4 protein-coding genes and 1 pseudogene are annotated in these 6,392 nt (G+C 48.1%); 1 reads left to right on the top strand and 4 read right to left on the bottom strand.

The window, feature by feature from the left end; all coding sequences use genetic code 11:
• Positions 1 to 199: 199 nt before the first annotated feature.
• From CR254_RS17695 to CR254_RS17680, 4 genes and pseudogenes are all read right to left on the bottom strand, one after another.
• A pseudogene (locus CR254_RS17695) lies at positions 200 to 382 on the bottom strand (transposase); the annotation flags it as partial.
• Between the two features lie 331 nt (positions 383 to 713).
• The gene (locus tag CR254_RS17690; protein ID WP_145996783.1) at positions 714 to 3,686 is read right to left on the bottom strand and encodes an SIR2 family protein; all 2,973 of its coding nucleotides are present in this window, start codon (positions 3,684 to 3,686) and stop codon (positions 714 to 716) included.
• A 421-nt stretch (positions 3,687 to 4,107) separates the two neighbouring features.
• On the bottom strand, positions 4,108 to 5,493 hold the full coding sequence (locus CR254_RS17685; RefSeq protein ID WP_097932372.1) for an IS1182 family transposase: 1,386 nt from the start codon (positions 5,491 to 5,493) through the stop codon (positions 4,108 to 4,110).
• Between the two features lie 89 nt (positions 5,494 to 5,582).
• Entirely contained in the window at positions 5,583 to 5,753 is a 171-nt protein-coding gene (locus tag CR254_RS17680; RefSeq protein WP_097932371.1) for a ribbon-helix-helix protein, CopG family, read from the bottom strand.
• A 118-nt stretch (positions 5,754 to 5,871) separates the two neighbouring features.
• On the opposite strand from CR254_RS17680, the gene CR254_RS17675 reads away from it, so the two are divergent.
• Complete coding sequence (locus CR254_RS17675; protein WP_145996782.1) at positions 5,872 to 6,345, top strand: hypothetical protein; 474 nt, start codon at positions 5,872 to 5,874, stop codon at positions 6,343 to 6,345.
• Positions 6,346 to 6,392: the final 47 nt, after the last annotated feature.

The following is a 6,392-nucleotide window of genomic DNA, read 5'->3' as shown; positions in this document are numbered from 1 at the left end:
TTCTCTTCGGTGTAAATACGCCTAACCTTCTTGTGCCTTCTCATGCATGTAAACATGCACTGTCAGGTGACAGTTCACCGCAAAACCTTCTCGCGCGATCATAACGTGGACACGACGGCAACCAAACCGCCGCCGTTCTCTCGAAACTCGCTTTATGGCATCTCGCAGTTCAGCGTCATTACCGCGACGCGACAAATACATCCTCGAGCTGCTTGAGGCGTTTGGCGTCGGACACATCCATCCCGCCATATTTGGCCTTGAGCTTGTAGAGCGTCGCAGGGCTCAGGCCGTGCTTCCGGCACGGCTCCGCCGTCGGCAAACCAGCCTCCTGCTCTTTGATCATCCCGATAATCTGCGCTTCGGTGAAACGGCTTTTCCTCATCTCGTCTGCTCCTTCAGGTTGGGCAGACTCTACATTAGACTTAGGGAACTTCTGGGGGGCAGGTCACTCAACCTGCGCCTATCGGCGTAAACAGCAACCGGGCTCCGGTCGCGGCTGGATGAAAGTTCAGTGGCAGGTCAATGGGATGAAATCAACACAGATGGCGCCGAATGTGTGGTGCATCCAACGCACGTAGGTGAAGAACTGCAAGGGAACAAGCGGCCCAGAGCCGACACTGACTGGTCGCTGGGCATAACGGGATGCGGCTGTTAGAATGGGCTTTCGCAGCGCCTGCAGGGTGACGTGACCAGTGAAGCGCTTAAAACACACACTATTTGTCGATGATCCCTTGCCTTTCGAGCTCATCCACAACTTTTGATATTTGCGCTCTATTTGGAGACTTCAATCCAATATCTCTGCGAATTCTAATCTCAGCGATAGTTTTTTTTAAATAATCGCCTTCAATCAGCGTATTTACCTCACTCTTAAACTGTTTCATCGAGACGGACAGCATATGATATAGATAAATGTCATCCCGAGGCATCTGTCTAATAATGCGAGATGCCTCTCTTTCCCAACCCTCCGGTTTACTCCGCAGTAGAAGCGTGAAAATCAACAATGATGAAAATGGCGATCGGTTATCGGTATTGTTACTTATTTCACGAAAAACTTCACCAAGTTTTCTGCTGCCAAGATAGTCCGCCGAAGATGTAGCGATTGAGTAGGGTAGGAGCGCCAACACTCTGCGTACCATTTTCTCGTTTCGCGTCTTTTCGTCAGTGCTCTCACCCGATTCTTGCTCAATCAAGTTTACGTATGAAAAACCGTTCCAACTCATGTACTTTCTACTTGCAATCATTGGCGCAAAAATCGTTGCAACTTCATAGGCAATTTGATGACTTGCGATGACTTGCTCCGTTGCATTTAGTTTAGCTTCGGCACTTGCATTGGTCGCATTCTCAAGGGCTTTCCGAAGAATACCCCCTAAGAAGGATACGTTTTTCTCTCGTGCCGCCAACTTGACGATTTCAACCTTTTGATCAATCGTCCGAGACTCTGCACTAATTGAGGTTTTTATGCGATCTAGATCGGGCCCCTGTTTTGGTCCTTCTTCGACATTGTTGGTCACGGTGTCCCATAATTCCTCCTCACCACCTCCTCGCTCCCATTTCACTCCTTTGTGAGCGTCGATATCTCGCAGAGGAAATTCATCATAAAACCGAGAAGATGCCAGTTTAAGTTTTTGAGTTAAGTGCTCAATTATTGGGCTACTGTCGGATGCCAAACCACAAATAACCTCCACCAGCCCGTCAATTGATGTATAAGCTTCTCTTTCTACATATGCCTCCAACATCTCGGGGCGAACAGCGACATATCGCCCAACAAAATAACTGTAAAACATTTTGTACCGGAATATGAATATTTCACCATTCTTCCACAGTATTCGACCTTCTATCAAATCGCTCAAAACAGCTCTTGCATTGAAACCTACAAGAGTCTTTTTTCTGTAAGCCTTGCAGTACTGAAGCCACTCGCTTGTTGAAAATGATGTTTTTCCACCCTCAAATAATTCAATGCAAAAACTACTAATCAAATTCATTTTATTGTTGATATTGAAAGAATCTGCATAAGCATCACTAGCTCTTTGCAAAGCTTCAGTTATGAATCGGTCAACAATGTGAAGTCTTGAAACAGGGGTGAAATCCCCATCCTTACATAGAACACTTGTATACATAACCGCGTTCGCAGGAGTTAGCGGAATGCAAAGTTGAGTAAGATCACTGTAGACCTTTTCTACGACAAGAGATATATGATCTTCTTGCTCAACTGGAAGAAAGGCCTTCACGACTTCCCGTATATTCTCGCGACGAAGGCCATGCAGCTTCAATACTCTGAAGCCGCGCTCAATGTAGTCCTCAACAAGCTCAGATTCCGTCAAGCTTGATCGCTGCAACAAAACAATTCTCACTTTAGGGAATGTACTATTTACTTCATCGAGTAAGCGTTCATGATCAGATGAAGAGAAATTGTCTAAAACTAAAGAAAACGGATCATTTCTAATAAACTTAAGTTCAGCAACCTCGATTAGTTTTTTCTTATATTTTGGTAATGAATTGGAATCAAAGATAATACATTTCTGCCCCTCCCCCCTAAGGGATGTTGCAATTCTTTTCCCTAAGGTGGTCAGCCCATATTCATGAGGCGCTTGTATTAAGAAGTTGTCATTACTGAATATCAGATCTTCTAATTTAAGCTCCATTGGCTCCATTGAGTTGTTACCCGCAGACCAAATGTTCGGCTCAAAGTAGATATGCTTGCCGCCGACAGAAAATAAATTCATAATTTCCGTATGAATACTTAAGTCCCGACTGGAAGAAATCTTTTCTTCACCTGTATTCACCTTAATCTTAGGATACTTCTTGCTAATTTCTTCTAATATATGTTGAAGGCCAGAATGATTCCTCCCCCCATCCTGATCAATTTTGACGGGGTAAAACATTGCTTCAATCTTATATTTTGTCGCGAATTTCTTTCTCTCTAGTGATACATTAAAGCCCTTATCATCCGGAACTCCTAAGAGAGCGAAGTGTCGAGTGTCAGTATGCAAGAGTCGCATTACCCCTTCTAAGGGTCGGGTAATGAAGGGATCATTAAAACCAAAACCGATCATAAATACGCGCTGGCTGGTAAACAAACGGCTTAGGAATTTTGAGTTTTCGGGATTCTGATCATAAAACCTAGAATAATCATCTCCTGTAAGGATAACGTCTTCTGCGTGCGTTGTGATACCATGCCAATGCAGTAACGCATCCTGCTGCCCAGCAACTGAGCTAGATTCCCATCTCTGAAGTTCATTTTGTTGGTTTGCCGTAATGCTTGATAAATGCTCTTGATTTACCTCCGAGCTAGCTAGTTCTAGACCTAGATCGTAGTTCAGAGTCATCAATCGCCGAAACGAAGTTTTAGCAATAAGCCTATGCGCTGCTGTCGGGTTAGATAGCTCTTGAAAAATCGCGCATACCTTGCTCTTGAGCTGCCCGCTCCCAAAGTCGATACTTAACCGGTCCGCAATAAACAAGGGATCGCTCAACCCTTCATTATAAGCCTCGCCATCTTCTTTGGAAGTCAGTCCAGCCTTTACTGCATCTCCAATTAGTTTTTCCAAAAGCATCGTCCACGAAGGCAATTCTGGCATACTCGTACCCGCGCCGGTGAAGGCAACTACCCCATCGCGTTCCATGGCATCACATAAGTTTTTAAATACATTAGAGTTTCCCGGGAATTCGCACTCAAAAAAATCCAATTTGTTCTCCGCCCTAAGTCCGATTTAGTGGTGATTTTCTCTTATCGTTATAATCATCTCAAGCCTAATACCGGCTGTTGGCATGCTTCATGTAAGTCCACCCGATAAATTCAAATTGGGATGTTAGTATAAGAAGGTTTGATGTTCACATATCTGTATCTGATGATAAATATCAATATTTTCGCCATATAGAATCGGTGTTTGTGTGAGATTCAAAGGTACTCGCTTGGGGCTCTCTGCCAGCGCTAACCCGATTGCAGAAATATGGGGTGCGCTAGCTCATTAGGTGACGGCTTTCAGGAGACGGTGACTTAATCAACGCATCTGCAGCGAACGACCGCTTTCCGCCGATTCTGTGGAAAAACACCACGTTGCTGGCGCAGAAAGTGGCGATCTAGACAGAGCGTGATCGGCTTTCTTATCAGGCTTTGCGCGTTTGCTGCGGTGCAGGAAAGATCTTGGCTAGTTTGCGGAGGTTTTGGGCGGTGGCGGCGAGTAGAAATTCATCGTTTGCGCCGCATGGTCCTCGTAATCGCAGCCGTCCCAGCCCAAGGATGCGTTTGAGGTGGGCGAAGAGCATCTCTACCTTTTTCCGAAGCCGCATCGAGGTTTTGTATTGCTTGGTCTTGGCAATATCTCGGGCGAACTGACGGGCGTCTTCATGTTCTTCGCGCGTGATCTTGCGCACTTCTGCTTTCGGGCAGCACTTCATCTTTGATGGGCAGGCCTGACAGGTGTGTTTCAGCGCCTGATATTTGGCGACGCCTTTGCCTGTGGGTTTACGGTTCGGATCAGAGTAATTGCGCCGGAATTGCTTGAGTGGCTCACCTTCGGGGCAGATGTACTGGTTGTTTTCAGGGTCCCATTCAAAGTCGGTGCGAGACCAGGTGCCGTCAGTCCGCCCAGCCTTATCCAGCACAGGAATATGGGGTTTGATGTTGCGATTAACCAGCCATCCTAGCATTGGGCCTGATCCATAAGCACTGTCTGCAATCAATCGCTCCGGATCAATGTCATGTTGTTCTTTGATCCGGTCCAGCATTGTACGCACAGAACCGACTTCGGCCTGCCGGATTGATCTTGTGCCTTCCACATCGACAATGACACTGTGGTCGGTGTCGATCAGATAATTGGTGGAATAGCTGAAGAAAGCAGGGCCCTTACGGGCTGCGGTCCATTGGCTGGCAGGGTCGGAATGAGAAATGAACTTAGGCTCAACCTCAGATGCTGCGCCAAAAGCGGCGTCGTCCAAGACATCCAGATATTCCTTCACAGCACGCGGCGCATCGTTCAGATCAATGGCGCTGCGATCCCAGTCCTCCTTTGGCGTGGAGTTCTGTTTGTTGGCATCAGCCTCGATAAAACTGGCATCTGCCGCAAGGCGCTGGCCACTCACCAAGCCATCCGCGATGCACCATGCAACGGTCTTCTCGAACAGATGTCGCAACAATGCACTCTCGCGGAAGCGCCCATGTCGGTTCTTTGAGAACGTCGAATGGTTTGGGATAGGATCAGACAGGTCGAGGCGACAAAACCAGCGATACGCCAGGTTCAAATGCACCTCTTCACAAAGCCGACGTTCAGACCGGATACCAAAGCAGTACCCCACCAACAGCATGCGGATGAGTAGCTCGGGGTCGATGGATGGTCGGCCAGTGTGGCTGTAAAACTCAGCCAAATATCGGCGAATGTCATTCAGATCGACGAACCGGTCAATCGAACGCAACAGGTGATCTTGCGGTACATGATCTTCAAGCGAGAACTCGTAAAACAGTGCAGCCTGCGCTTCTTGCTTCGGTCCCATCATCGCTCAATCTCCCAATCAATAAAGAAATTGAATCAGCGAATGGGCATCCGATCAAGTAAGAGTTTTTCAACAGAATTCGCCCAGAACCCCTATTCCGCGCCGTAGACCGCATTGTTGCTCCATGCGTCCAGTATTCTGCGGATCATTTCAGGCCTTGTGGGTATGTCACCCTCACGTCGCCGAGCCTCGTCTATCAGGCCTATAAGGTCGCGTTCCAGACGGACCGTGAGCGCTTCGGTATTCTTTTTAGGTGGAGCCATAACTTTTCCGCATTATAATGTTGACATCATAATGCTATGATACCACATATAACGAGCGGAAACAAGAGATCCTACCCTCTTGCTCCGCTCTGACCGCAACGATCATATGGAGATCATCATGGCTGATACGCCGAATACCATGTCCACTGCAGGGACTGAACCGCTCATTGCCCTGCTCGCCACAGACAGCCTTGCGTTTCGCAACGCGCTCGACCTGATTTTCGGGGCATTGCGCGCGGATTGGCTTATGCATGAGGCCCGCAAAATCCTTGATACGGATGTGGGCCAGAACCGCATCCATGAATCCGCGACAGCTTGGTGCGAGTGTGTGAATGCGCTGTCTGCTGTGCTGGACATCGATGGCGCAAATGCCGATCTGAAATCGGCTGCGCAGGCCTTTCTGAAGGTCACCAACGAGTTCTTTCCGGACACTACTCATTTGCTGGAATGCGGATCCACGATCCTCGAGCTCCATCGCAAGAACAGGCAGAGCAATCCCGGACACGCAGAACTCCTGTACGAGGCATATGCGTTGACCGAGGCTTACCGCGGGAACCTCGACCTGATGGCAGTGCACCGCCGCCTGAACTGAGCCGTCCGCCCCGGTTTTCGACTTGTCCGGGTTCCGGACAAGTCCCT

Origin of the sequence: Pontivivens marinum (assembly GCF_900231835.1) — a bacterium.
Classification (GTDB): Bacteria; Pseudomonadota; Alphaproteobacteria; order Rhodobacterales; family Rhodobacteraceae; genus Pontivivens; species Pontivivens marinum.
Note: the sequence above shows the minus strand (reverse complement) of the source record. Positions and strands in the feature narration are given on the sequence as shown.

Coding starts and splice junctions, on each gene's coding strand:
- CR254_RS17680 (WP_097932371.1), bottom strand. CDS start 5,753: ATGGCTCCACCTAAAAAGAATACCGAAGCGCTCACGGTCCGTCTGGAA.
- CR254_RS17675 (WP_145996782.1), top strand. CDS start 5,872: ATGGCTGATACGCCGAATACCATGTCCACTGCAGGGACTGAACCGCTC.
- CR254_RS17685 (WP_097932372.1), bottom strand. CDS start 5,493: ATGATGGGACCGAAGCAAGAAGCGCAGGCTGCACTGTTTTACGAGTTC.